This window comes from Streptomyces sp. NPDC012827 (genome assembly GCF_042900905.1).
Lineage (GTDB): Bacteria > Actinomycetota > Actinomycetes > Streptomycetales > Streptomycetaceae > Streptomyces > Streptomyces gulbargensis.
Window position 1 is genome coordinate 338,342 of sequence record NZ_JBIBBY010000007.1, and the last position, 23,662, is coordinate 362,003.

At 74.4% G+C, this 23,662-nt stretch carries 22 protein-coding genes; 8 read left to right on the forward strand and 14 right to left on the reverse strand.

Annotation, left to right across the window (positions count from 1 at the left end):
* Positions 1-3: 3 nt before the first annotated feature.
* Positions 4-3,510: a DNA polymerase III subunit alpha gene (locus ACFY60_RS18375; RefSeq protein WP_388617251.1), complete on the reverse strand. Its 3,507-nt coding sequence runs from the start codon at positions 3,508-3,510 to the stop codon at positions 4-6.
* A gap of 157 nt (positions 3,511-3,667) precedes the next feature.
* On the opposite strand from ACFY60_RS18375, the gene ACFY60_RS18380 reads away from it, so the two are divergent.
* Entirely contained in the window at positions 3,668-4,711 is a 1,044-nt protein-coding gene (locus ACFY60_RS18380) for a DUF3533 domain-containing protein (RefSeq protein WP_388617254.1), read from the forward strand.
* 88 nt (positions 4,712-4,799) lie between these two features.
* Here the strand turns inward: ACFY60_RS18380 and ACFY60_RS18385 are convergent, their stop codons facing one another.
* The 4 genes from ACFY60_RS18385 to ACFY60_RS18400 form a co-directional block, all read right to left on the reverse strand.
* Entirely contained in the window at positions 4,800-5,693 is an 894-nt protein-coding gene (locus ACFY60_RS18385; RefSeq protein WP_388617257.1) for a S1 family peptidase, read from the reverse strand.
* Positions 5,694-5,815: 122 nt separating this feature from the next.
* Positions 5,816-6,682 (reverse strand): S1 family peptidase, encoded by an 867-nt coding sequence (locus ACFY60_RS18390; RefSeq protein WP_388617259.1) that lies wholly within the window; start codon positions 6,680-6,682, stop codon positions 5,816-5,818.
* A 231-nt stretch (positions 6,683-6,913) separates the two neighbouring features.
* Positions 6,914-7,711, reverse strand: coding sequence for a DUF1684 domain-containing protein (locus tag ACFY60_RS18395; protein WP_388617262.1), 798 nt, complete (start codon positions 7,709-7,711; stop codon positions 6,914-6,916).
* Positions 7,712-7,788: 77 nt separating this feature from the next.
* Positions 7,789-9,048 carry a DUF5685 family protein gene (locus ACFY60_RS18400; RefSeq protein WP_388617265.1) on the reverse strand — a complete coding sequence of 420 codons (1,260 nt, stop codon included), beginning with the start codon at positions 9,046-9,048 and terminating at the stop codon, positions 7,789-7,791.
* A gap of 393 nt (positions 9,049-9,441) precedes the next feature.
* Here ACFY60_RS18400 and ACFY60_RS18405 point away from each other — a divergent pair, with 393 nt between their 5' ends.
* Positions 9,442-9,876: a cell division protein SepF gene (locus ACFY60_RS18405; RefSeq protein WP_309051474.1), complete on the forward strand. Its 435-nt coding sequence runs from the start codon at positions 9,442-9,444 to the stop codon at positions 9,874-9,876.
* A 51-nt stretch (positions 9,877-9,927) separates the two neighbouring features.
* Here the strand turns inward: ACFY60_RS18405 and ACFY60_RS18410 are convergent, their stop codons facing one another.
* On the reverse strand, positions 9,928-11,646 hold the full coding sequence (locus tag ACFY60_RS18410; RefSeq protein WP_388617268.1) for an MFS transporter: 1,719 nt from the start codon (positions 11,644-11,646) through the stop codon (positions 9,928-9,930).
* A gap of 468 nt (positions 11,647-12,114) precedes the next feature.
* Here ACFY60_RS18410 and ACFY60_RS18415 point away from each other — a divergent pair, with 468 nt between their 5' ends.
* Positions 12,115-12,951, forward strand: a complete 837-nt coding sequence (locus ACFY60_RS18415) for a phosphatase PAP2 family protein (RefSeq protein ID WP_388617271.1) — start codon at positions 12,115-12,117, stop codon at positions 12,949-12,951.
* An 85-nt stretch (positions 12,952-13,036) separates the two neighbouring features.
* On the opposite strand, the gene ACFY60_RS18420 is transcribed toward ACFY60_RS18415, so the two are convergent.
* The 3 genes from ACFY60_RS18420 to ACFY60_RS18430 all read right to left on the reverse strand — a co-directional run bounded on the left by ACFY60_RS18420 (position 13,037) and on the right by ACFY60_RS18430 (position 15,816).
* On the reverse strand, positions 13,037-13,252 hold the full coding sequence (locus tag ACFY60_RS18420; protein WP_388617277.1) for an I78 family peptidase inhibitor: 216 nt from the start codon (positions 13,250-13,252) through the stop codon (positions 13,037-13,039).
* Positions 13,253-13,680: 428 nt separating this feature from the next.
* The gene (locus ACFY60_RS18425; RefSeq protein ID WP_388617280.1) at positions 13,681-14,955 is read right to left on the reverse strand and encodes a glycosyltransferase; all 1,275 of its coding nucleotides are present in this window, start codon (positions 14,953-14,955) and stop codon (positions 13,681-13,683) included.
* A 294-nt stretch (positions 14,956-15,249) separates the two neighbouring features.
* Positions 15,250-15,816, reverse strand: a complete 567-nt coding sequence (locus tag ACFY60_RS18430) for a transglycosylase family protein (RefSeq protein WP_388617282.1) — start codon at positions 15,814-15,816, stop codon at positions 15,250-15,252.
* Between the two features lie 283 nt (positions 15,817-16,099).
* Between ACFY60_RS18430 and ACFY60_RS18435 the strand changes: the two genes are divergently transcribed.
* Together ACFY60_RS18435 and ACFY60_RS18440 are read left to right on the forward strand one after the other, a co-directional pair.
* Complete coding sequence (locus ACFY60_RS18435; RefSeq protein WP_345286791.1) at positions 16,100-16,873, forward strand: hypothetical protein; 774 nt, start codon at positions 16,100-16,102, stop codon at positions 16,871-16,873.
* Positions 16,874-17,070: 197 nt separating this feature from the next.
* The gene (locus tag ACFY60_RS18440) at positions 17,071-17,394 is read left to right on the forward strand and encodes a hypothetical protein (protein ID WP_388617285.1); all 324 of its coding nucleotides are present in this window, start codon (positions 17,071-17,073) and stop codon (positions 17,392-17,394) included.
* Positions 17,395-17,510: 116 nt separating this feature from the next.
* Here ACFY60_RS18440 and der read toward each other — a convergent pair whose 3' ends face one another.
* From der to aroH, 5 genes are all read right to left on the reverse strand, one after another.
* Entirely contained in the window at positions 17,511-18,959 is a 1,449-nt protein-coding gene (der, locus tag ACFY60_RS18445; RefSeq protein WP_388617288.1) for a ribosome biogenesis GTPase Der, read from the reverse strand.
* 70 nt (positions 18,960-19,029) lie between these two features.
* Positions 19,030-19,716, reverse strand: coding sequence for a lysophospholipid acyltransferase family protein (locus ACFY60_RS18450; RefSeq protein ID WP_309053051.1), 687 nt, complete (start codon positions 19,714-19,716; stop codon positions 19,030-19,032).
* The gene (gene cmk / locus ACFY60_RS18455) at positions 19,671-20,345 is read right to left on the reverse strand and encodes a (d)CMP kinase (protein WP_345286783.1); all 675 of its coding nucleotides are present in this window, start codon (positions 20,343-20,345) and stop codon (positions 19,671-19,673) included. Before cmk ends, ACFY60_RS18450 begins: the two co-directional genes overlap by 46 nt.
* 152 nt (positions 20,346-20,497) lie before the next feature.
* A complete protein-coding gene (locus ACFY60_RS18460) occupies positions 20,498-21,586 on the reverse strand; it encodes a prephenate dehydrogenase (protein ID WP_388617297.1) in 1,089 nt (362 codons plus the stop codon).
* A complete protein-coding gene (gene aroH / locus ACFY60_RS18465) occupies positions 21,583-21,945 on the reverse strand; it encodes a chorismate mutase (protein ID WP_388617300.1) in 363 nt (120 codons plus the stop codon). Before aroH ends, ACFY60_RS18460 begins: the two co-directional genes overlap by 4 nt.
* A gap of 164 nt (positions 21,946-22,109) precedes the next feature.
* Here aroH and ACFY60_RS18470 point away from each other — a divergent pair, with 164 nt between their 5' ends.
* Genes ACFY60_RS18470 through ACFY60_RS18480 form a run of 3 tightly spaced genes read left to right on the forward strand, consistent with a single transcriptional unit; the run spans position 22,110 to position 23,661 of the window.
* Positions 22,110-22,445, forward strand: coding sequence for a DUF952 domain-containing protein (locus tag ACFY60_RS18470; protein ID WP_388617303.1), 336 nt, complete (start codon positions 22,110-22,112; stop codon positions 22,443-22,445).
* Between the two features lie 45 nt (positions 22,446-22,490).
* On the forward strand, positions 22,491-22,955 hold the full coding sequence (locus ACFY60_RS18475; protein WP_388617306.1) for a Rieske (2Fe-2S) protein: 465 nt from the start codon (positions 22,491-22,493) through the stop codon (positions 22,953-22,955).
* Positions 22,956-22,971: 16 nt separating this feature from the next.
* Complete coding sequence (locus ACFY60_RS18480; RefSeq protein ID WP_388617398.1) at positions 22,972-23,661, forward strand: DNA polymerase beta superfamily protein; 690 nt, start codon at positions 22,972-22,974, stop codon at positions 23,659-23,661.
* The last annotated feature ends 1 nt before the right edge of the window (position 23,662 follow it).

Sequence of the window (23,662 nt, forward strand, 5' to 3'; positions counted from 1 at the left end):
AGATCATCCCGCGCTCCCCGGACTGCTGTGCCACAGTTTCCTTCCGCTCGGCACCCCGTCGCCGGCCGGCCTGAGGTCGGCCCAGGGGTTCATCTCGTAACCGGTGGGCATCGTGATGCGGCGCCCGCCGTCGCTCTCCCGGGTGGGGGCGGCGACGGGCTCCGCGAGCCGCTCCCCCACCGCGTCCAGGCCGCCGGACGCCCGGAGTTCGGCCAGTTCGGCCAGGTTCCAGGCGGCGGAGCCGACGACGCTGAGGCTGCGCGGGCCGCGCCGCTGCACCACGCCCCGGACCAGGAGGAGCCAGGAGTGGAAGACGGTGTGGGCGCAGCGCTCGTGGGAGTCGTCGAAGAAGGCGAGGTCGACCAGGCCGGTGCCGTCGTCGAGGGTGGTGAAGATGACCCGGCGGCCGGAGCGGATCGGCGGGGTCTGGGTGGCGGCCTTGGCCCCGGCGACGAGCACGGTCTGTCCGTGGGCGGCGGAGCGCAGCCGCCGGGCGGAGACGACGCCGAGTTCGCGGAGGAAGGCGTCGTGGTCGCCCATGAGGTGGCGGGAGGCGTCCATGCCGAGGATGCCGAGTTCGGCGCTGAGGCGTTCGCTGTCGTCGAGGTCGGGCAGGCCGACGGGAGCGGTCCTCCTGCCCCGGGCGAGCGGGAGCTGGCCGCCGTGGGCGGCGGCCCCCGACCCGCCCCGGTGGAGTTCGGTGAGGTGGAGGAGGAGGTCGCGGCGGTTGGCGCCGAAGTCGTCGAGCGCGCCGACCTGGGCGAGGCGTTCGGCCACGGGTTTGCGGGGCCGGGCCCGCTCCCAGAAGTCGAGCAGGGAGGCGTAGGGCCGTCCGGCCTCGATGCGGGCACCCTCGGCCTCGCTGATGCCGTGCACGTCGGTGAGGCCGAGGCGCAGCCCCCACACCGCCGGATCCTCGGACACCAGTTCGATGCGATGGGCGACCGCGGACCGGTTCACGTTCAGGGGCAGCACCGGCACCCCGCGCCGCCGCGCGTCCGCGAGCAGGAGCCGCTTGGGGTACATGCCGGGGTCATGGGTGAGCAGCCCGGCGTAGAAGGCGGCCGGGTGGTGCGCCTTGAGCCAGGCGGACTGGTAGGTCGGGACGGCGAAGGCGACCGCGTGCGCCTTGCAGAAGCCGTAGGAGCCGAAGGCCTCCACGATCTCCCAGGTGCGGGTGACCGTCTCGGCGTCGTACCCCCGCTCCCGCGCGGCCCGCTCGAACCAGGTCCTGATCCGCCCCTGCGCCTCGGGGTGCGAGAGCCCGCGCCGTATCTGGTCGGCCTCGTCCCGGCCGCAGCCGGTCATGATGCGGACGATCTCGATGATCTGCTCGTGGAAGACGACCACGCCGTACGTCTCCTTCAGCGGTTCCTCCAGGTCGGGGTGGGGATAGCGGACGGGGGCGCGGCCGTGCCGGGCCTCGATGAAGGGGCGGACCATGTCGGCGGCGACCGGGCCCGGCCGGAAGAGGGAGATGTCCACGACCAGGTCGTGGAAGCCGGCGGGCTGGAGCCGCCCGACCAGGTCGCGCTGGCCGGGGGACTCGATCTGGAAGCAGCCGAGGGTCTCGGTGGAGCGGATCAGCCGGTAGGTTTCGGGGTCGTCCTCCGGCAGCGCGTCGATGTCGGGCCGCCGGCCGGTGGCGCGGCCGACCTCGGCGACGGCGTGGGCCATCGCCGACTGCATGCGCACGCCGAGGACGTCGAGCTTGAGCAGGCCGAGTTCCTCCACGTCGTCCTTGTCGAACTGGGACATGGGGAATCCCTCGCCGCTGGTGGGGACGACGGGGGTACGGCCGAGCAGCGAGGCGTCGGAGAGCAGGACCCCGCAGGGGTGCATGGCGACCCCGCGCGGCAGCGCGTCGAGCGCCTCGACCAGTTCCCAGAGCCGGCCGTACTTCTCCCGTTCCCCGGCGAGCGCGCGCAGCTCGGGCAGCTCGTCGAGGGCCGCGAGCGCGTCCCGGGCGCGGATGTGCGGGAAGGCCTTGGCGAGCCGGTCGGTCTCGGCCGGGTCGAGGGAGAGGGCGGCGCCGACGTCACGGATCGCGTGGCGGACCCGGTAGGTCTCGGGCATGGCGACGGTGGCGACCCGCTCGGTGCCGAAGCGGTCGATGATCGCCCGGTAGACCTCCAGGCGGCGGGCGGACTCCACGTCGACGTCGATGTCGGGCAGGGCGGTGCGGCGCTTGGAGAGGAAGCGTTCCATCAGCAGGCCGTGCTCGACCGGGTCGGCGTGGGCGATGCCGAGGAGGTGGTTGACGAGGGAGCCGGCGCCGGAGCCCCGGGCGGCGACCCGGATGCCCATCCGGCGGACGTCGTCGACGACCTGGGCGACCGTCAGGAAGTAGGTCGCGAAGCCGTGGTGGGCGATGACGTCCAGCTCGCGGTGCATCCGGTCCCAGTAGCCCCGCCGCTTCTCGTACCCCTTGAGGACCATGCCGGCGGCGGCCCGGGAGGCGAGCACCCGCTGGGCGGTCCGGTGCCCGGCGCCGACGAGGTACGGCTCCGGGAAGTGCGCGGAGCCGATGCCGAGGTCGTCCTCGGGGTCGACCAGGCAGGCGGCGGCGACCTCCTCGGTCCGGTCGAGCAGCCGGTGGGCGGCGTCCCTGCGGAAGCCGGCGGCCTCCACGATCCGCTCGGCGGCGGCCCGCATGCCGTCGGGGCCCTCGGCGCCCTTGAGCCAGGCCTCTCCGCTGTCGAGCTCCTTGCGGGGGTCGACGGGGACGAGCCGGCGGGCGGAGTCGAGGACGTCGGCGACCGGGCCCTGGCCACGGTCGGCGTAGCGGACGGCGTTGCCGATGACGGGGCGGACGCCCTGGTCGGCGGCGAAGCCGACGGTACGGGCGGCGAGCCGCAGGGAGCCGGGGCCCGTGCCCGTGCGGCCGTGGTGGACGGCCTCCAGGCACAGCGCGTCGCCGTACCGCTCGCGCCAGGGGACGAGCAGCCGGGCGGCCCGGTCGGGGCGGCCGGCGGCGAGGGCGCGGCCGACGTCGGAGGCGGGGCCGAGCAGGACGAACACGTCGTCGCCGAAGGCGGAGCGGGGCAGCAGGGGCTCGCCCCCGTTCGCGTGGGCGGCGGTGATCATCGCGCAGAGGGAGGCCCAGCCGGCCCGGGAGCGGGCGAGGAAGACGGCCCGGGGCGCGGACTCGTCGAGGAAGGCGCCGCCCCGGACGGGTACGCGCCGGGTGGAGCCCTGGCCGGCCGCGCCGGCCTCGGCGGGCCCGCGCGGGCCGGTGACTCCGGGCACGGCCGGGTGCGCCCCGGACGGGCCGCCGGTGCCCGGGAGCTCCGGCGGTTCGTGGGCCAGGTCCACACCGAACAGGGGACGTACGCCCGCCTCCTCGCACGCCTTGGCGAAGCGGACGGCCCCGGCGAGGGTGTCGCGGTCGGTCAGGGCGAGCGCGTCCATGCCGCGCTCGGCCGCCCGGGCGGCGAGCCGCTCGGGGTGCGAGGCGCCGTAGCGGACGGAGAAGCCCGAGACGGTGTGCAGGTGTGTGAAGCCCGGCATCGCTCACCTCCCGCGGTCCCGCACCGGTATTCGTACAAACGTTCCCACCCCCTCACTCACCCTAGCTCATTTCGAACGTCCGTACGATAAGCGCTCGTGTCACTCGTTCGGCCCTATCCCACCTGCGGGAACACCCCCCGCCCCGGAGCGTGGGGGCATGAGTCTCGTCGATGAACTGAAAAGTGCCGTCACCCCACGGGCCGCCCTGCTCGTCGTGGGCGTCCTCGCCCTCCAGCTCCTGTTCATCGCCTCGTACGTCGGGGCCCTGCACCATCCGAAGCCGAAGGACGTCCCCTTCGGGGTGGTCGCGCCCCCGGCGGCCTCCGCGCAGCTGGTCGAACGGCTGGGGAAGCTCCCCGGCGGGCCGCTCGACCCACGGGCCGTGGCCGGCGAGGCCGAGGCGCGCGAGAAGATCGTCGAGCGGGAGCTCGACGGCGCCCTCGTCGTCGACCCGCGCGGCCGTACCGACACCCTGCTCGTCGCCTCCGGGGGCGGCACCGTGCTCTCCTCCGGCCTGCAGAAGATCCTCACCGAGGTGGAGAGGACGCAGGGGCGGACCGTGCGGACGGTCGACGTGGCGCCCGCCTCGCCGCAGGACTTCGACGGGCTCTCCGCCTTCTACCTGGCGGTCGGCTGGTGCGTAGGCGGCTACATCTGCGCCGCGATCCTGGCCATCAGCGCCGGCTCCCGCCCGGCCAACCGCGAGCGGGCGGTCATCCGGCTCGGCGTCCTCGCCCTCTACTCGGCCCTCGGCGGCCTGGGCGGCGCGGTCATCGTCGGCCCGATCCTGGGCGCCCTGCCCGGTGGCGTCGCCGCCCTGTGGGGCCTGGGCACCCTGGTGGTCTTCGCCGTCGGCGCGGCCACCCTCGCCCTCCAGTCCATCTTCGGGATCGTCGGCATCGGCCTGGCGATCCTGCTGGTGGTCGTCGCGGGCAACCCGAGCGCGGGCGGTGCCTTTCCCTCGCCGATGCTGCCGCCCTTCTGGAAGGCGATCGGCCCGGCCCTGCCGCCGGGCGCGGGCACCTGGGCGGCACGCTCGATCGCGTACTTCAAGGGCAATTCCCTGACGGCGCCGATGCTCGTCCTCGCCGCCTGGGCGGTGGTCGGCTCGGCGGTGACCCTGGTCCTCTCCTCCCTGAAGCGCCACCCGGAGGCGGAGCCGATCGCCTCGGAGGTGGGCGAGCCCCGCCGGACCCCGTGACCCCCGGCCCCTGGAACGGGTGATGCCCCCGGCGCGTCCGCCGGGGGCATCGCCGTGGCCGGTGTCAGGACACCGGCCGGTGCGCGGTTCAGTACACGCTCACGCCGTACGCGCTCAGCGCCTCCGTCACGGGCTGGAAGAAGGTCGTGCCGCCCGTGGAGCAGTTGCCGCTGCCACCGGAGGTGAGGCCGATGGCGCGGCTGCCGGAGTAGAGCGGGCCGCCGGAGTCACCGGGCTCGGCGCAGACGTTGGTGCGGATCATGCCGTAGACGATGTCGCCGCCGCCGTAGTTCACGGTGGCGTTGAGGCCGGTCACCGAGCCGCTGTGGGTGCCGGTGGTGGAGCCGCGGCGGGTGACCGACATGCCGACGGTCGCGTTGGCGGCGCTGGTGATGTCCACGCTGCCGACCTGGCCCGGCTTGCTGATGGAGCTGTTGGTGTAGCGCACGAGGCCGTAGTCGTTGTTGGGGAAGCTCGACCCGGCCGTCGAGCCGAGGACGGTGGTCTTGGCGGAGTTCGCGTACCAGGTCCCGGCGCCGTCGGTGCAGTGGCCGGCGGTCAGGAAGTACGAGGTGCCCGCGCTGTCCCGGACGTTGAAGCCGAGGGAGCAGCGCCAGCCGCCGTCGGCGTAGATCGCGTCGCCGCCGGAGATGAGCTTGGTGAACTTGCCGGGGGTGCGTTCCACCTTGATCGCGCCGGCGTTGGTCCCGGCACGCTGCTTGATCTTGGCTATCTCGGCCGGGGAGACGGTGGAGTCGGCGGTGACGACCACCTTCCCCGCGGCGGGGTCGACGTGCCAGGCGGTGCCGGCCACGTCGGCCGCGAGGACGGCGTCGGCCGCCGTCGCGAGCTGGGCGGCGCCGAAGGTCTGCTCCGTCCCGGCGCTGGCGCTCGGGACGGCCAGGGTCGCGGCGGCGGCGAGCCCGGCGGTGACGGCGAGCAGACGGATCGTGCGGGTGCGGGTGGTGCGCTGGGAACTCACTGCGCGTTCCTCCTGGGTGGGGGATCGGGTGGGGGTGGAGTTCGCGGCCCCGGGACCGGGTGGTCGCGGGACCGTGGTGCGCCGGCGGCTCCGCGACCGGGTGTCACGGGGCCGCGGGGGTCTCAGAGCAGGCTGACCCGGTACTTGGCGAGGGCCTCGGACACCGGCTGGTAGAAGGTGGTGCCGCCGGTGGAGCAGTTGCCGCTGCCGCCGGAGGTCAGGCCGAGCGCCTTGGTGCCGTCGTAGAGCGCGCCGCCGGAGTCACCGGGCTCGGCGCAGACGTTGGTCTGGATCATGCCGCGGACGGTGCCGCCGCCGGAGTAGTGCACGGTGGCGTCGAGTCCGGTGACCGTGCCGCTGCGGGTGCCGGTCGTGGAGCCGGAGCGCTTGACCGGCTCGCCGACGTAGGCGTCGGCCGCGGTGAAGCCGCCGGTCCGGCTCAGCGAGGTGTTGTCGTAGCGGACCAGGGCGTAGTCGTTGCCCGGGAAGCTGGAGCCGACGGTGGCGCCGATCAGCGTCGACTGCGCGGAGTTGGCGTACCAGGTCCTGACCTCGTTGCCGCAGTGGCCGGCGGTGAGGAAGTAGTCCGTGCCGCCGCCGCGGACGTTGAAGCCGAGGGAGCAGCGGTAGCCGCTGCCGTAGATGGCGTCGCCGGGGCCGAGGAGCGGCGTGAAGACGCCGGGGGTACGGGCGACGGTGAGCGCCCCGGCGTCGGCGCCGGCCGCGCCGCGCAGGGTGGCGAGCTCCTGGTCGGTGACGGTGGAGTCGGCGGTGACGACGACCCGGCCCGCCGCCCTGTCCACGTACCAGGCGGTGCCGCCGATCCGGGCGGCGGCGGCGTCCACGGCGGCACCGGCACGGGCGAGCCGCTCGGCCCCGGCGGGCCCGGGCGCGGCCTGGGCGGCGGGGAGGCCGAGGGCGGTGACCGCCGCGAGCCCGGCGGCGAGGGCGAGCAGACGGGTGCGGGTGTTCCTCACTGTGCTCCTCACATTTCTCCTTCTGGGAAAAGCGGAGGGGTCCGTGGGTGGCGGGCCCGTGAGGCGCCATCAGGTGACGTGTCCCTGACATGCACCGCCAGCGATAGTGGCGTGCCCCGGCCCGCCGCACAAGACCGCCGTCGTCACCGGTGTCCGCCGGCCCTCGCGGCCGGGGCGCCCGGCCGGCCGCGCACCGGGCCCCGCCGGACCGGATCGCCGCAGGTGAGGGCCGGGGCGCGGGGCTCAGGCGGGGGCAAGCCGCCGCTCCCCCGCGGCGACGGGAACGCCGAGCGTGTTCCCCGGCGGCGGGAAGGGGCAGATGAAGTGGTCCGCGAAGGCGCACGGGGGCAGCAGCGCCCGGTTGAAGTCCACCGTCACCGAACCGTCGGCGGCCGGTGCGGCCGGACGCAGGAAGCGGAAGCGGTAGCTGTCCCGCCCGCCGGTGGCGTCCGAGAAGACGGCCCACAGCGAACCGTCGTCCTCCACCGCCACCTGAAGGGTGTGCTCCACCCCGTCCAGCGCGAAGGCCAGCTCCCCGGAGAGCCCGAGCCCGCGCTCCCTGCCGTCGGCGTTCTCCACCCGCACGCTGCGCTCCTCCCCGTACGGCCGGAAGACGCCGGGCACCACCCAGCGCTCGTCGTACGGGGTGGCCTCGATGCCCCGGAAGGCGCGGCGCGCCGCCGACTCCGGGTCGAAGTCGCGGACGGCCCAGAGCCCTTCGCGGCGCATCACGACGAGCCGCCGGCCGGCCGACCCGACCCGGGAGGCGTGGACCGGGCCGTGGTCGGCGGTGAGCCGTACGGTGCCGACGAGGGGCTTGCCGTCGACGGTGACCGCGTCCTGCGCGTCCGCCGTCAGGACCACCTCGCCGTCCTCCACACGCCACACGCCGGGCACGGCCGGAAGGCGCCCCTCGGGGTGGTCGGCGAGCCAGTACGTGCCCGTGAGGGAGAGGGGGCCGTACGGAGCGGCCACCGTGGCCTCGCGCCGCTCGTGCCAGTGCTGCCAGTCCTGCCGGCTCTGTCGTGGGTCGGTGCTCATGGTGCTCCACCCTTCCACACCGCCCGGCCGGGGTCACCGGTCGCGACGGCCGGACCCGGCCGGCGGCCGGCGGCCCGTCAGCAGCCGTCGCAGGGACAGCAGCAGCAGTCGCCGCAGCCCGGGTCGCAGTCGCAGTCCCGGCAGCAGCCCTCGCGCTTCTTGCGGGACCAGGGGCCCTCGTACTCCTTGGCGCAGCAGATCTGGCAGGTGCAGAAGAGCCAGGTGAACATGGCGCAGCCGGCGAGGAAGCCGCGCGGCTTCGGGGCCTGCGGCGCCCCGCCGCCGAACTGCGGCGGCAGCCCGCCCGGCCCTCCGCCGTAGGGTCCGCCCGCGCCCGGGCCGTAGGGGTGGCCGCCGTGCGGAGTGCCGCCCCCGTACGGGTTCCCGCCTCCCTGCGGGCCGTACGGACCGGGCCCCTGGGCGCCGTACGGGTTCTCCGGCACCGGCCCGTGGCCGGATCCGGCCGCCCGGTGGGAGCAGGAGGTGGTGCCGAAGGCGCGGTCCACGGAGGTGCGGAGCTCGTGGGCGAGGAGCACGTGGACGAGCCTGCCGTCGGCGAACTCGGCGTCCCCGAGCGCGAGGCGTATGCCGTGCAGGGCGTCGTCGGCGAGCCTGCGGGCCTCCGCTCGGGAGGTTCCGGTGGCGGTGAGCGGGTTCCAGGCCCCGGACTCCGCGTCGGCGACCTGGTCCTCGACGGCGTCGAGGAGGTGGGCGAGGCGGCCGAAGAGACGGCCGGCCTCGGCGAGGGGCGCCGCGTTGCCCGGCCGGCCGGCGAGGACGGCGGTGTGCGCGAAGGCGGCGGCGGTGGCCGTCTCGGTCGGCTCGGTGACGGCGAGCAGGGAGGTGCCGGGGCCGGCGAGCGCCTCGATCCCGGTCTGCCGGTCCACGGCGTCGACGAGGACGGTGGTGTCGAAGCCGAGGGCGCGGCCGGTCCTGGCCCCGGCGCGGTCCCAGGAGCGGGCGACCCGGCGGGCGGCCGCCGCGACCGGCCGGCGCGCCAGCAGGCCGTCCCGGTCGGCGACGTGGTCCCGCACCTTCGCCGAGGCGAGGACCAGCGAGACGGCGGCGGCCAGGCGCGCGCCCTCGCCCCTGGCGACGGGGGCGGTCCGCATCGCGCGGAGCGGGCAGGGCCCGGCGGTGCGCCGGCCCCCCGCCGTCACACCGGCCTGAGCTTCCGTCAGGACCGAGACGATCAGGCCGTCGTAGTTGGTGACGACCCGCGCGAACTGGCCGTGGTCGGCGCGGAGGGCCAGGCAGAGACCGCAGAGATGGGCCATCCACTCGGTCTTGAGGCCGTCGGTCAGCCGATGCGTGCAGGGTCTGACGATTCCGAACATGGACTCCCCCGTGAGTCGGTGCCCGAACGCGGCGCGCGCGGTCGGTGAGTGGTACGCGTCGCGCGGGAGCGACGCGTGTGAGCGGTGGTGCGGACCTGGCGCGAAAGTGCCGTCGGGCGGTCTCGCGGCATCGTAGCGAGCGCTCCCGTTCACCCGGACGCGCCCGTGGTCACCCTTCCGGCACGACTTTCATATTTTCAGCTACATGGCCCCTCGCCAGTAGCCCTATACCGCATGTTTCCTGACGATTCGCCAGGTTCGGGCGCTCACGTTCTGCACCAGTACCGTCACGAATCCTCTGCGCGGCGCCCATCCCCTTGGCGCGCGATCCGCATCATGGACGACGATAGGGACATGCGGAACCACAAGTGACCGCGTTGAAAGGAGGCGTCGATGGGATCGGTGCGCAAGGCAAGTGCCTGGCTGGGACTCGTCGAGGACAACGACGAGCGTTACTACGACGACGAGTACGCCGACGGTGCCGAGAGCGGCGACGCCTGGGTGACGGACCCGCGGGTGCGGGTCGCCACGGACACCGCGGAGGAGCGGGGCCGCCGGATCGCCACCGTCTCCCCCGACGGCTTCCGGGACGCCCGGGGCATCGGCGAGCTGTTCCGGGACGGCGTCCCGGTGATCGTGAACCTGACCTCGATGGAGCCGGACGACGCCAAGCGCGTGGTCGACTTCGCCGCCGGACTCGCCTTCGGCCTGCGCGGCTCGATCGAGCGCGTGGCGACGCGGGTCTTCCTGCTGACCCCGGCCGACACCCGGATCGTGAGCGGGGAGTCCGGCCGCCGCTCGCAGGACGGCTTCTTCAACCAGAGCTGAGCGGGCCCGCCGGCCCGACGGGTACGAGCGGCGCGGCGACGGCGCGCCGGGTCAGTGTCCCGCACGCCCCGAGCCGGCGGGCTCGATCGCCTCGCGGGACGCGGGCACCCGCGGCTCGCACGCCCCTGCGGCCGGAGCACCGCCGGTGCGCACCACCCGCTCCCCGCCCTCGACGCCCTCCCGGGCGGCCGGGACTTCCGGCCCGCCACCGGCGAGACCGTCCTCCGGATCCACCGCGCACTCCATGACCCGGGGCAGCCGCAGCGCCATCAGCGCCCCGAGCAGCAACAGCCCGGCGCTCACGCACAGCGTGAGGTGCAGCCCGTCCACGAAGGCGTGCCGGGCGGCCCGGTGCAGCGCCTCACCGGCCGCGCCGCCGAGGTCGCCGGCGACCTGGTACGCCTCGCCGAGGGAGTTGGCCGCGGCCCGGCTCGCCTCCGCCGGAACCCCGGGGACACCGCTGAGCCCGGGGGCGTACGCGGCGTTCATGACGCTGCCGAGCAGCGCGATGCCCATGCCGGCGCCGAGCTGGTAGGAGGTCTCCCCGATCGCGGCCGCGCCGCCCGCGCTGCGCTGCGGAGCCTCGCTGAGCATCGACTCGTACGCCGAGAAGAGGGTGGTCTGGAGACCGAAACCGAGCAGGACGAAGCCCGCCGTGAGCAGCAGCGGCCGGTCGTGCTGTCCCATGAGGGTGAGCAGGAGCACCGCGCCGGCGGTGAGCACGAAGCCCCAGCCGACCATCCGGCGCGGCCCGATCCGGCGCAGGGTGTACGAGCCGGTGGCGCCGGCGGCCATGGCGGCGAAGGTGAGCGGCAGGAGCCGGAGCCCGGTCTCCAGCGGGCTGAGGCCGAGGACCAGCTGGAGGTACTGGACGGCGATGAGCTCCAGGCCCACCAGGGCCAGCATGGCCAGGACGATGCAGCCGACCGAGGTCGTGAACGCGGCCCGGGAGAAGAGGCGCGTGTCGATCAGCGGGTGCGGGCGCCGCCTCTGGCGCCGTACGAAGAGGACGAGGAGCACGGCGCCGGCCAGCAGCGGCCCGGCGGTCGGCAGCGCGAGGAGCGGGTCCCCGGCGCCCGCCCGCTTCACGCCCAGCACGCAGCCGAGGACGCCGGCGGCGGCCATCAGGGCGCCCAGGACGTCCCAGGGGCCTTCACCGCTGCCCCGGGACTCGGGCAGCAGGCGGCGGCCGAGCGGCAGGATCAGGGCCATGAGGGGGATGTTGATGAGGAAGACGGAACCCCACCAGTAGTGCTCGACGAGGAAGCCGCCGAGCACCGGCCCCGCGGCGGCCCCGATGGCGGCGACCGCCGTCCAGACGCCGATGGCGGTGGCGCGTTCGCGCCGGTCGGGGAAGACCGCGCGGATGATGGAGAGCGTCGCCGGCATGATCATCGCGCCGCCGACGCCGAGCAGGGCGCGGGCGGCGATGAGCACGCCCGGTTCCGTGGCGAGGGCGGCGACGGCCGAGGCGACGCCGAACAGGCCGTACCCGAGGAGGAGCACCCTCCGGCGCCCGACCCGGTCGCCGAGCGTGCCGAAGAGGATCAGCAGCGAGGCGCAGACCAGCGGATAGGCGTCGACGATCCAGAGCAGCGCCGTGGAGCTGGGGCGCAGGTCCTCGCTGAGCGAGGGGACGGCGACATGGAGGATGGTCGCGTCCAGGGCGACCAGGAGCAGGCTGACGCAGAGGACGACGAGGACGAGCCAGCGGTGGGCACCGCCGTCGGCGGCACGCGGGTGGACTCGGGCCGTGATCGTCCGCGACATGTACGTACCTCCCAGTGAAGCTCTCGCGCTCGGTGGGCACCGACCAGGGCATTCGCCCCCGGGGCGCCCGGCATCGACGGGCGAGTGAGCCGTCAGCGTACGCGAGTTCAAGGACCGAGCGCGTGGCGCAGCTCTCACCCTGCGGGGCCTCCGGGTGTGGCGTACGCCACTCGTCCGCGTCCGCGCGTCGCATGCAATTCCGTACGGATGGCCGTCCGAGGCATTTCCCCGGGATACAAACAGGCTTCCGGATTCATTTCGCCGACATGCGGACCGATGGTCATCTGATTTTCGGACGGCGAGAGGGAATGGGCCCCACTGAGACCTACTCCACATCACATCGTCATCACGAAGGCACGGGATCGCGCGGGTCGGCTACTCACTCCCTGTAACGTCCATTGGGTGCGTACCGACATCTTTGCCCGGCTGGACCGGGAGCCGGAACCGCCGAAGATAGAGGTCCCGCGGATGACCCGCACGCGTCTCGCCCTCTTCGGCGGGACGTCGGCGTTCTATCTCGCCATCGTCGTGGCCGTTCTCCTCTCGACCTGGCTGGTGACCCTCGACTGGAAGATCATGCTCTTCCGTCCCTATCAGCAGTGGCCGGAACTCCACGCTTTCCTCGACTACTACGTGGTCCTCGGGCAGCGCGGTCCCACGGCCGTGATGGTGGCCGCCTGGCTGGGCTGGCGCTCCTGGCGCCAGCACACGCTGCGGCCCTTGCTCTGCCTCGGCGCCGCGCTCCTGCTCCTCAACGTCTCGGTCGGCTCGGTCAAGCTCGGCCTCGGCCGTCTCGGCCCCCACTACGCGACCCAGATCGGCTCCGCCGAGCTGTTCGCGGGCGGTGACATATTCCCCTCCGGTCACACCGCGAACGCGGTGGTGACCTGGGGGATCCTGGCCTACCTGGCGACCACCCCGCGGGCCCGGCGGTACCTGTCGGCGCTCTCGGCGGTGGTCGCGCTCGGCGTCGGCCTCACCACCGTCTACCTGGGGACGCACTGGCTGAGTGACGTGCTGCTCGGCTGGGCCGCCGGCCTGCTGATCCTGCTCGCGCTGCCCTGGTGCGAGCCGGTCATCGCCCTCGCGGAGGCCCGGATCCTGGCCCTGCGCGACCGGCTCGGGGAGCGCCTGCGGGACCGGCGCCGCCTGGTGCCCTCGCTGCCCGTGGCCTCCGGCGGTCCGCGCCCCGGCTACTACCCGCCGCGTCCGGCGGCGGCCGACGAACCGGTCAGGGAGACCGTGGGAGTGGCCCGGCGGACCCCGGCGACGCGCGCTCCCGCGACCCGTGGGGCGGGCGGCTGAGCCGCGTCCGTACGCGGCGAAGGGCCCCGGCCGATCCGGCCGGGGCCCTTCGCCGTGCGGGCGGGGGCGTCGGTTCCGGCGCTCGTCAGCCGACCCAGCAGCGGGTGACCGTACCGTCCTCGACCTCGAAGTTGATGCGTCCGAACTGGTACTCCATGGTGACGATCGTGCCCGGCGGCAGGGCCCTGACGACGGTCCAGCCCCGTGTCCTGGCGAGCTGCTCGGCGCCGTCCGCGCCGAGACCCACATAGGACTCGGGGCTGTCGCGGGGCGGTTCGGGAGTGCGCGATGTGGGAGCCATGGACCCCACGTTAGTACCTCTGCGGTGGTCACACTTGGGTCACAATTGCCCGCCATATGTTTGGCCCGCCGCCGGTCACCCGGAGGGACAAGTTCCAGCCGATTCTCCAGTAATTGCCGGGGCTCTCCGGTACTTCGCACCAACCGCCCCGAACTCGGCCGTGCCGCGTCCGCCCGCCGGGAACTCCCCCCGAATTCCCGCTCCGGTGACGGTGCGTCGAATTGACCCCGGCCGGTCTCCGGCTCCATGACCGGCGGTTCTCACGGTTCCCCCACAGAATGCTTACGCCGGGACCATCGGGCGCGGTCCGGCCGGACGCTTCCGCCCCGGCGGGCGAGAGGCGGTACCGGAACTCCGTGACGGTGATCCGGGGGAGATCGCGTCCCGGGCCGGATCCCCGGCCGACGGAGTGCGGCGCGTCCGCCGTGTCAGCGGAAGCGGCGGACCAGGCGGCCGGCGCGCGCCTTGAGGGTGTAGACGCCGTCGAGGGCGCCGCCGAGGGCGCGGTGGGCCGCGGCGCGGCCCCGGCCGTGGACCCGGCGGCTCGCGCCGCGGTCGACGAGTTCGGCCCACAGGGCCTCGTGACGGGCGGCGATGCGGGCGGGGTCGAAGCGCTCGGAGGCGGCCAGCGCGGCCCTGCCCGCCTTGGCGCGCAGTTCGTCGTCGGCCATGTACGCCCGCAGCGCCCGCGCGACGGCCGCCACGTCGTCCACCGGCACCAGCCGCCCGTCGACCCCGTCCTCGATGATCTCGCGGGGTCCGTTCGGGCAGTCGGTGGAGACGACCGGCAGCCCGCAGCGCATCGCCTCCACGATCGTCATGCCGAAGGACTCGCGCTGCGAGGTCACCGCCGCGATCGAGCCCTTGGCCCACTCCGGCTCCATCGGCGTGACCGAGCCCATGAGGAAGACCCGCTCGCCGAGGCCCCGGGCGGCGATCTGCCGCGTGAGCGGCCCCTTGAGGTCCTGCACGGCGTCCCCGGAGCCGTAGATCTGCAGCGTCCAGCCGGGCAGGTCCGCCGCCGCCTCGGCGAAGGCGTCGATCAGGACGTCGTACCGCTTGACCCGGGTCAGCCGGCCCGCCGCGACCACGGTCCGCGCGGCGGGGTCGGCGGGCGGCACCGAGGGGGCGGGCACGCTGTTGGGCACGGCCTCGATCCGTACGTCCCGCAGTCCCAGCTTCCGGTAGGCGCGGGCGTCGGCCTCGGTGACGGTGGTGACGGCGTCGAGCAGCGCGTACTCGTGGGCGATGTCGCGGCGCAGCCGGTAGCTGTGGCCGGTGAGGATCAGGTGCTCCTGGCCGACGAGCACCGGGCCGCGGCGCGCCTGCCGGGCGAGGTGGACGTTGAGCCCCGGGCGGGTGGCGACGAGGACGTCCGCCTCGACGCCCCGCAGGTGCTCCCCGATGCGGGCGTCGGTGAGCGCGCTGTACTGCTTCCAGCGGCCGTCGCCGCGCGGGAAGACCCGGGCGGGCCGGTGGAAGTCCGGGTGGTCGCCGTCGTAGCCGGGGCTGTCCTTGCGCAGGTCCACGAGGTGACGCAGGGTCACCCCGGCGGGCAGGCCCAGGAGCGGCTGGTCCCGGTGGCGGAAGACCGAGACGATCTCCACCTCGTGGCGCTCCGCGAGCTCCTCGGCGAGGGTGAACGTGGTCCGGATGGTGCCGCCGTAGTGGTAGCCGTTGTGGAGCAGAAAAGAGATACGCATCGCGCTGCCGGTCCCCCGGGTCGGTTGGTCGGTCCGGCCGAACTGTACTGCCCGCGCGGCACGGCCGTTCGCCCGGAGGCCGGCACGGCGGGTGAGGGGCCCTGGGGCGGTGGCCCTTCCGGCGGGCGGGGACCTCTTCGCGCGTGATGCGCCGGGCCCCGGCACCCCGGGGCTCGTACCGCCGCTCCCCGCCCGAGGGCCCACGGACGGGGAGCGGCGGGGGCCGGGGGTTCCCCCGGCCCTTCCGCGGCGCCCCGTCCGTACGTCCTGCCCGGACGGGGCGCCGCGGAGTCCTCAGAGCGGCGCGATCCGCAGCATCGTTCCGACGGTGATCCGGTTCGGGTCCGGTCCGATCAGCTCGCGGTTCGCGGTGTGGAGGGCCTGCCAGCCGCCCTTGACGGCGAACCTGCGGGCGATCGAGCTGAGGGTGTCGCCCGGCTGGACGGTGTGGACGCGCCCGCTGAGCCCGTACCGCTTGGAGCAGGTCGGCCACGCCCCCCAGCCCTGGGTACGGAGGACTTCCTCGGCGACGGTGATCTGCTGCTGCCGGGTGGCGAGGTCGGCGCGGGCGGCGAAGCGCTGACCGCCGTGCTCGACCCAGGTCGGCTGCCAGAACTGGAGCCCGCCGTAGTAGCCGTTGCCGGTGTTGGCGTTCCAGCGGCCGCTGCTCTCGCACTCGGCGACGCAGCCCCAGGGCCACTGGTCCTTGGCGCACGGGTAGGCCGGCACGGCGGTGGTCGGGGCGGCGGTGGTGACGGGTTCCGGTGCGGCGGCCCGCGCGGGTGCCGGAAGAAGGCTCATCAGCGCCGCCGCGGAGGCCGCGACGAGCGAACCGGCGGTCCAAAATCGGATCTTCGACATCGCTGCAGGCTAGGCAGCGGGAGGGCCCCTGTGCCCCGTGCCGCGCGGAACACCGCGCACACCCCACCCGGTCGGAGTCACCCGCCCCGCGCGGCACCGGTACGGAAGGGGACGGCCGGCCCACCGCCCCGGGCGGGCCGGTGGGCGGCCGCCGTCGTGCATGGGACTGCGGCAAGTTGCCCGCCGTCCGCGCGTGACCCTGGCCGAGCCTGGCCCGTTGAACTCTGCATGAGACGCCCGGGAACGGCCCGGCGTCGCCCGTACCGAGTCCAGGGAGCCACCCGTGCCGCGCATGCTCGACGTCAGCGAGGACGTACGCGCCGAGATCGGCGACGAAGAGGCCGACCGGCTGCTCGCCGGCGACAACGCCCCTGCCAGCTACGACTGCACCTCCTGCCGGACGCCGGGCGACTCCGAGCAGGAGCGCACCAGCACGGTGCTGTTCGTCGGCGAGGAGACGGCGGTTCTCGCCTTCGCCCACGCCACGTGCATCCCGTCCCAGGTCGTACGGGTTCCCGAGGAGCAGCTCCAGGGCGCCGTGGCCTCCTTCGAGGCCGGGGAGGCGCTGACCGCCGCCCACCCCGAGCAGGCGGTGCTGGGCGTGACCAGCGGTCTCGTGCTGATCGGTGGCGAGCTGCACCCCGCGCTGGTCGTGGAGCCGACCGCGCCGGTGGCCCGTCCGGGCGGCGACGGCCTCACGGACGAGTTCCTCACCCTGCTGACCGAGCAGGGCTTCCAGCCGGTCGCGGACGTCAACCAGAAGCCGGCGGTGCTGCCCGGCTGGTCGGTGCTGGTCGCCATGGGGCAGCTGCACTCGGTGCTCCAGCCGGGACCGGGCGGCGCCGGACAGGCCGCCTGGTGGCAGGCGCACCAGCCGCTGCAGGTGACGGAGGGCTGGCGCGCCGCGGCCAACAAGTCGCACACGGTCCTGGTCTTCGCCGCCCCGGTGGGCTCCATCGGCCAGCAGCCGCGCGAGGACCTGCTGCGGGACGCCCTGGAGAAGGCCGCGGCCAACGGGCGCCTGGTGGCCGCCGCGATGCCGCTGGCCGGCACGTGAGCCGGGACGCGCGGCCCGGTATAGAGCCCGAGCGGCCCACCGGGGGCCCCGGGCGGCCCTCGGTGCCGAGGGTGCCGCGGCCCCGGTCGGCTCCCCTTTCGGAGAGTCGGCCGCATCCGACGGGCGGCGGGGTCGTTGGCACCTATGTGCACGCATACGACCCCTTCCCCCAGCCTCATCCGAGTCCGATTCCCGCCATGCGCCCCGCGCACGACGGCGCGGCAGACCCTTCGGCGACGCCGATCTTCGACGCGCTGTACTCGGAGTACCGCCGGTCGTTCCGCACCCTGCCGGGTGACCGCAGCGGTGAGGAGGAGCTCCGCTTCCGCTCCTTCGGGACGGTGACGAGCACCGGCCTGTACGGGCAGGGCCATGGGTACACCCAGGGGGCCAGGACCGGGCAGGGGCACGGGCAGAGCGGCCGGCCGGCGGCCCACCCGACGGCCTGGTCGGCGACGCAGCACACGTACACCGTGGCTCCGCAGGGGGCGCTGCCGCCGGGGCCCCGCAGGAGCCCCTGAGGGCCACGCGGACCCGCGACACGCGCGGGGAGCGACGAGGTTCGTGACGTACGGCCGAGGGCCGGGGCGCATCGCCCCGGCCCTCGGCCGTTCCTCCGCCGGACCCGGCGTCCCGGCTACTTCTTCCTGCCGCGCTTCTCGCGCACGCGGACCGAGATGTGGATCGGGGTGCCCTCGAAGCCGAACTCCTCGCGCAGCCGGCGCTCGACGAAGCGGCGGTAGCCGGCCTCCAGGAAGCCGGAGGCGAAGAGGACGAACCGGGGCGGCTTGGTGCCCGCCTGCGTGCCGAAGAGGATGCGGGGCTGCTTGCCGCCGCGGATCGGGTGCGGGTGGGCGGCGACGAGCTCACCGAGGAAGGCGTTGAGCCGGCCGGTGGGGACGCGGGTCTCCCAGCCGGCGAGGGCGGTCTCGATGGCCGGGACCAGCTTCTCCATGTGGCGGCCGGTCTTCGCGGAGACGTTGACCCGGGGCGCCCAGGAGACCTGCTGCATCTCGGTCTCGATCTCGCGCTCCAGGTAGTAGCGGCGCTCCTCGTCCAGCTCGTCCCACTTGTTGTAGGCGATGACGATGGCGCGGCCCGACTCGACCGCCATCGTGATGATGCGCTGGTCCTGGACCGAGATCCGGTCGGTGGTGTCGATGAGGATGACGGCCACCTCCGCCTTCTCCACGGCGGCGGCGGTCCGCAGGGAGGCGTAGTAGTCCGCGCCCTCCTGGAGGTGGACCTTCTTGCGGATGCCGGCGGTGTCGACGAACTTCCAGGTCACGCCGCCCAGCTCGATCAGCTCGTCGACCGGGTCGCGGGTGGTGCCGGCCAGCTCGTTGACGACGACCCGGTCCTCGCCCGCGACCTTGTTGAGGAGCGAGGACTTGCCGACGTTGGGGCGGCCGATGAGGGCGATGCGGCGCGGGCCGCCGACGGCGTTCCCGAAGCGCTGCTCGGGGGCCTCGGGGAGGACCTTCAGGACCTCGTCCAGGAGGTCGCCGGTGCCGCGGCCGTGCAGCGAGGAGACGGGGAACGGCTCGCCGAGGCCCAGGGACCACAGCGTGGCGGCGTCGGCCTCGCCCGCCGGGCCGTCGACCTTGTTGGCGGCGAGCACGACCGGCTTGCCGGCGCGGCGGAGGAGCCGTACGACGGCCTCGTCGGTGTCGGTGGCGCCGACGGTGGCGTCCACGACGAAGAGGCAGGCGTCGGCGGCCTCGATGGCGTACTCGGCCTGCGCGGCGACGGAGGCGTCGATGCCGAGGACGTCCTGCTCCCAGCCGCCGGTGTCGACGACCTTGAAGCGGCGGCCGGCCCACTCGGCCTCGTAGGTGACGCGGTCACGGGTGACGCCGGGCTTGTCCTCGACGACGGCCTCGCGGCGGCCGATGATGCGGTTCACCAGGGTCGACTTGCCGACGTTCGGGCGGCCGACGACGGCGAGGACGGGGAGGGGGCCGTGTCCGGCCTCCTCGATCGCGCCCTCGACGTCCTCGACGTCGAAGCCCTCTTCCGCGGCGAGCTCCATGAACTCCGCGTACTCGGCGTCGCCAAGTGCCCCGTGGTCGTGCTGGTCGTTCATGAAGTCCGTTCCTTGATCATTCGTGGTCGGTGGGTCCCCGGCTCGCGGAGCCCACTACTGAGAGTCTCGCTCAGCGCCCGGTGAGGCGCCTGGCGTTTTCCAGGTGGGCGGTGAGCCGCTCCTGGATCCGTACGGTGGCCTCGTCGAGCGCCTTGCGGGTGCGGCGGCCCGTTCCGTCCCCCGCCTCGAAGGCGTCGCCGAAGACGACGTCGACGCGGCCGCGCAGCGGGGGCAGTGCCTTGATCAACCGTCCGCGCCGCTCGGAACTTCCCAGGACGGCGACGGGGACGATGGGCGCGCCGCTGCGGACGGCGAAGTAGGCGAGGCCGGCGCGGAGCGAGGCGAAGTCGCCCTCACCGCGGCTGCCCTCGGGGAAGATCCCGAGGACACCGCCCTGGTCGAGCACGCCCAGGGCGTTGGCTATCGCGGTGCGGTCGGTGCTGTCGCGGTCCACCTTGAGCTGCCCGATGCCTTCCAGGAAGCCGCCGAGCGGGCCGACGAACGCCTCCTTCTTGATGAGGAAGTGCACGGGGCGCGGGGCGGTGCCCATGAGCATGGGGCCGTCGATGTTGTGCGCGTGGTTGACGGCGAGGATGACGGGGCCGGAGGCCGGCACCCGCCAGGCGCCGAGGACGCGCGGCTTCCAGAGGCCGTACATCAGGCCGATCCCGATGCGCCGGCCGACGGCGGCGCCCTTCTCGGAGGGCAGGGTCACCGGGCGGCCGTCCGCTTCTCCTCGACGAGGGTCACGACGCATTCGATGACCTGGTCGAGCGTGAGATCGGTGGTGTCGACCTCGACGGCGTCGTCGGCCTTGGCCAGCGGGGAGGTGGTACGGCTGGAGTCGGCCGCGTCCCGCTTGATGAGGGCCTGCTTGGTCGCGTGCACGTCGGCGCCCTTGAGCTCGCCGGAGCGGCGGGCGGCGCGGGCCTCGGGCGAGGCGGTGAGGAAGATCTTCAGGTCGGCGTCGGGCAGGACGGTGGTGCCGATGTCCCGGCCTTCGACGACGATGCCCTGCTCGGCGCCGCGGGCGATGGTCCGCTGCAGCTCGGTGATGATCCTGCGCACTTCGGGGACGGCGCTGACGGCGCTGACCTTGGAGGTGACCTCCTCCGTCCGGATGGGGCCGGAGGCGTCGGCGCCGTCGACGGTGATGGTGGGCCGGGCCGGGTCCGTACCGGAGACGATGACCGGCTTGGCGGCGGCGTCGGCGACGGCGACGGCGTCGCCGACGTCGACCCCGTTGCTGATCATCCACCAGGTGATCGCCCGGTACTGGGCGCCGGTGTCGAGGTAGCTCAGCCCCAGCTTGGCGGCGACCGCCTTCGAGGTGCTGGACTTGCCCGTGCCGGACGGCCCGTCGATGGCGACGATCACGGATTCCACGGTGGGAACACCTTCCTGGGTGAGCGGTAGGGCCCGGCGGAGATGCGGGGGACCTCCACAAGGTTACCGAGTCCCCGGCACCCGTTCGGCCCCGCCCGTTCGGGCCCCGCCCGACGGGCCGCGCCCGCACGCGAGGAAGGCCGCTCAGACCCTCAGCCCGTGCGCAGGGCCCAGCCGCGTTCCTGGAGGGCGGCGCCCAGCACCGGGGCCGCGGAGGGCTCCACCATGAGCTGCACCAGGCCCGCCTGCTGGCCGGTGGCGTGCTCGATGCGGACGTCCTCGATGTTGACACCGGCGCGGCCGGCGTCGGAGAAGATGCGGGCCAGCTCGCCGGGCCGGTCGCTGATGAGGACCGCGACGGTCTCGTACACGGTGGGCGCGGCGCCGTGCTTGCCGGGGACGCGGGCCCGGCCGGCGTTGCCCCGGCGCAGGACGTCCTCGACGCCGCCGGCCCCTTCCCGGCGCTTCTCCTCGTCGGAGGACTGGAGGGAGCGCAGGGCGCGGACGGTCTCGTCCAGGTCGGCGGCGACGCCCGCGAGGACGTCGGCGACGGGGCCCGGGTTGGCGGAGAGGATCTCCATCCACATGCGCGGGTCCGAGGCGGCGATGCGCGTGACGTCCCTGATGCCCTGCCCGCAGAGCCGTACGGCCGACTCGTCGGCCTCCTCCAGGCGGGCGGCGACCATCGAGGAGACGAGCTGCGGGGTGTGGGAGACGAGCGCGACCGCCCGGTCGTGGGCGTCGGCGTCCATGACGACGGGCACGGCGCGGCAGAGCGCGACGAGCTCCAGGGCGAGGTTGAGGACCTCGGTGTCGGTCTCCCGGGTGGGGGTGAGCACCCACGGCCGTCCCTCGAAGAGGTCGGCGGTGGCCGCGAGGGGGCCGGAGCGTTCCTTGCCCGACATGGGGTGGGTGCCGATGTACGTGGTGAGGTCGAGGCCCAGGGCCTCCAGCTCCCGCTTCGGGCCGCCCTTGACGCTGGCGACGTCCAGGTAGCCGCGGGCGAGTCCGGCGCCCATGGCCTCGGCGAGGGTGGCGGCGACGTGCGCCGGTGGTACGGCGACGATCGCGAGGTCCACGGGGCCCCCGGGTGCCTCGTCGGTGCCGGCGCCGAGGGCGGCGGCGGTGCGGGCGCGCGCCGGGTCGTGGTCGCGGAGGTGGACCGTGACGCCCCGGCCCGCGAGGGCGAGCGCGGCCGAGGTGCCGATGAGTCCGGTTCCGATGACGAGCGCTGTTCTCACTGGGCGATGTCCTTGCGCAGGGCGGCCGCGGCGCCGAGGTAGACGTGCGCGACGCGGTTCTTGGGCAGATCGGTCTCGACGTGGGCGAGGAGGCGGACGACCCGGGGCATGGCCCCGGCCACGTCGAGTTCCTGGGCGCAGAGCAGCGGGACGTCGGCGATGCCGATCCGGCGGGCCGCGGCGGCGGGGAAGTCGCTGTGGAGGTCGGGGGTGGCGGTGAACCAGATGCTGATGAGGTCGTCGGCGGTGAGCCCGTTGCGGGTGAGGACGGCGGTGAGCAGCTCCTCGACGCGCTCGTGCATGTGCCCGGCCTCGTCCCGTTCGAGCTGGACGGCGCCCCGGACCGCTCGTACCGCCACGTCGTGCTCCTTCGCCTGCGTCTGTACGTTCAGCCTAGTCAGCGTAGTGAGCCGGGTGCGCGGCGTGCGCTCGCGCCCACCCTCCGAGACGGCGGCGGCCGGTCGGGCGCCGGAGTTCGGCCACCTGGCGTACGGCGCCGGGCCGGGCGGGGTAGAAAGGCCGGATGCTGCTGCACGTCGTACCGCTGGACGCCTGGTCCGCCGCTCCCGAGGTCCCCTACGCCCCGCCGTCGCTCGCGGAGGAGGGTTTCGTCCACTGCTCGCCCGACGAGCAGGCGGCCCTGGCCGTCGCCGACGCGCACTACCGGGACGTGCCGGGCCCGCTGCTGGTGCTCGTGATCGACGAGGCGCGGCTCGGCGCTGAGGTCCGGTGGGAGGGCTCGGAGGACCAGCTGTACCCGCACGTGTACGGCCCCGTGGAACGGGCGGCGGTGACGGCGGTCCTGGAGGTCCGCCGGGACGCGGACGGCCGGGCGGGGGAGTTGGCGCCCTGGATGTAGGCGTGTCGCGGCGGGCGGGGCGGGGGCGCGGCCAAGCTGGCCCGTATGACCGCGAACGCCACCCCGCGCCGTACCGTCCTCCTCGCCGCCGCCCTGCTGCCGGCGTCCGCCGCGACCGCCTGCGGTGCCGACGGCGGGGACGGGGGTGACGGCGGTACGGGGACGGGCGCGCCGGCCACCGGGGGCACGGCCACGAGCGCGCCGGCCACCACGGGGTCGGCCGGGACGGTCCTCGCGCGGACCTCGGAGATCCCGGTCGGCGGCGGCAAGGTCGTCGCCGACCGGAAGGTGGTCGTGACGCAGCCGGCCGCCGGGGAGTTCAAGGCCTTCTCGGCCGTCTGCACGCACCAGGGCTGTCTGGTGGACAAGGTCGTGGACGGCTCGGTGCGCTGCCCCTGTCACGGTTCGCGGTTCCGGATCGCGGACGGTTCGGTGGCGGCGGGCCCGGCGACCCGGCCGCTGCCGGAGGAGCGGGTCACCGTCTCCGGGGGGACGATCATCCTCGCGTAGCCTGGCCGCCATGGACATGACCCCGGAAGCGCTCGTCCGCGATCACACGGTCTACGCCTGCGTGATGGGCTCGCGGGCGTTCGGCCTGGCGACGGAGGACAGCGACACCGACACCCGCGGTGTCTACCTCGCCCCCACCCCGCTGTTCTGGCACTTCGAGAAGCCCCCCGCGCATGTGGAGGGGCCGGGCGAGGAGCAGTTCAGCTGGGAGCTGGAACGCTTCTGCGAGCTGGCCCTGCGCAACAACCCGAACGTGCTGGAGTGCCTCCACTCGCCCCTCGTCACCCGGGCCGACGACCTCGGCCGCGAACTCCTCTCCCTGCGCGGTGCCTTCCTCTCCCGGCAGGCGCACCGGACCTTCGTCCGCTACGCGGCCGGCCAGCGCCGCAAGCTCGACGCGGACGTGCGCCAGTACGGCCGGCCGCGCTGGAAGCACGCCATGCACCTGCTGCGGCTGCTGACCAGCTGCCGGGACCTGCTGCGCACGGGTGAGCTGCGGATCGACGTGGGCGAGGAGCGCGAGCGCCTCCTCGCGGTCAAGCGGGGCGAGGTCGGGTGGGCGGAGATCGAGACCTGGATGGACCGCCTCCAGGAGGAGGCGGACACCGCCCTCACCCGGAGCCCGCTGCCCGCCGCCCCGGACTCCGCCCGCGTCCAGGACTTCCTCGTCCGCGCCCGCCGCGCCTCGGCCCTCCGGGAGCTGTAGG

Coding starts and splice junctions, on each gene's coding strand:
- ACFY60_RS18375 (WP_388617251.1), bottom strand. CDS start 3,510: ATGCCGGGCTTCACACACCTGCACACCGTCTCGGGCTTCTCCGTCCGC.
- ACFY60_RS18380 (WP_388617254.1), top strand. CDS start 3,668: ATGAGTCTCGTCGATGAACTGAAAAGTGCCGTCACCCCACGGGCCGCC.
- ACFY60_RS18395 (WP_388617262.1), bottom strand. CDS start 7,711: ATGAGCACCGACCCACGACAGAGCCGGCAGGACTGGCAGCACTGGCAC.
- ACFY60_RS18400 (WP_388617265.1), bottom strand. CDS start 9,048: ATGTTCGGAATCGTCAGACCCTGCACGCATCGGCTGACCGACGGCCTC.
- ACFY60_RS18405 (WP_309051474.1), top strand. CDS start 9,442: ATGGGATCGGTGCGCAAGGCAAGTGCCTGGCTGGGACTCGTCGAGGAC.
- ACFY60_RS18410 (WP_388617268.1), bottom strand. CDS start 11,646: ATGTCGCGGACGATCACGGCCCGAGTCCACCCGCGTGCCGCCGACGGC.
- ACFY60_RS18415 (WP_388617271.1), top strand. CDS start 12,115: ATGACCCGCACGCGTCTCGCCCTCTTCGGCGGGACGTCGGCGTTCTAT.
- ACFY60_RS18420 (WP_388617277.1), bottom strand. CDS start 13,252: ATGGCTCCCACATCGCGCACTCCCGAACCGCCCCGCGACAGCCCCGAG.
- ACFY60_RS18425 (WP_388617280.1), bottom strand. CDS start 14,955: ATGCGTATCTCTTTTCTGCTCCACAACGGCTACCACTACGGCGGCACC.
- ACFY60_RS18430 (WP_388617282.1), bottom strand. CDS start 15,816: ATGTCGAAGATCCGATTTTGGACCGCCGGTTCGCTCGTCGCGGCCTCC.
- ACFY60_RS18440 (WP_388617285.1), top strand. CDS start 17,071: ATGCGCCCCGCGCACGACGGCGCGGCAGACCCTTCGGCGACGCCGATC.
- der (WP_388617288.1), bottom strand. CDS start 18,959: ATGAACGACCAGCACGACCACGGGGCACTTGGCGACGCCGAGTACGCG.
- ACFY60_RS18450 (WP_309053051.1), bottom strand. CDS start 19,716: ATGCGTCGTGACCCTCGTCGAGGAGAAGCGGACGGCCGCCCGGTGACC.
- ACFY60_RS18470 (WP_388617303.1), top strand. CDS start 22,110: ATGCTGCTGCACGTCGTACCGCTGGACGCCTGGTCCGCCGCTCCCGAG.
- ACFY60_RS18475 (WP_388617306.1), top strand. CDS start 22,491: ATGACCGCGAACGCCACCCCGCGCCGTACCGTCCTCCTCGCCGCCGCC.
- ACFY60_RS18480 (WP_388617398.1), top strand. CDS start 22,972: ATGACCCCGGAAGCGCTCGTCCGCGATCACACGGTCTACGCCTGCGTG.